Below are 351 nucleotides of genomic sequence, written 5' to 3'. Positions count from 1 at the left end.
TGGGACGACAACGACGCCAACAACCCGATCCCTAATGGTCACGAAGACAGCGATGGTGACGGCATTAAAAAAGGTCTGGAGGCTATTCAAGGTTGGGACGACACCGACTCAAACGTTCCCGTCAACGGTGGCAACCAAGACAGCGATGGTGACAAACTCAATGATGGTCTTGAAGAGATCAATAGCCAGGACAAAGTGGAACCCGAGTGGGATAAAAATGACCCAGACAAGCCGGTACCGGGTGGCGCGTCAAACGACGACAGTGATAACTTCTCGAAAGCCGAAGAAGTCATAAATGGTTGGGATGACAACGACCCGAACAACCCAATATCGTCAGAAAACGTACAATCA

At 50.1% G+C, this 351-nt stretch carries 1 pseudogene; it reads left to right on the top strand.

Features of this window, described 5'->3' with window-relative positions:
- Positions 1 to 351 (top strand): annotated as a pseudogene (locus ACP45E_RS02965) (hypothetical protein); the annotation flags it as partial.

The organism is Vibrio genomosp. F10 str. 9ZD137 (assembly GCF_049974785.1).
In the GTDB taxonomy this organism is placed as follows: Bacteria; Pseudomonadota; Gammaproteobacteria; order Enterobacterales; family Vibrionaceae; genus Vibrio.
The sequence above is the reverse complement of the archived record's forward strand: the minus strand, read 5'-3'. Positions and strand labels throughout refer to the sequence as shown.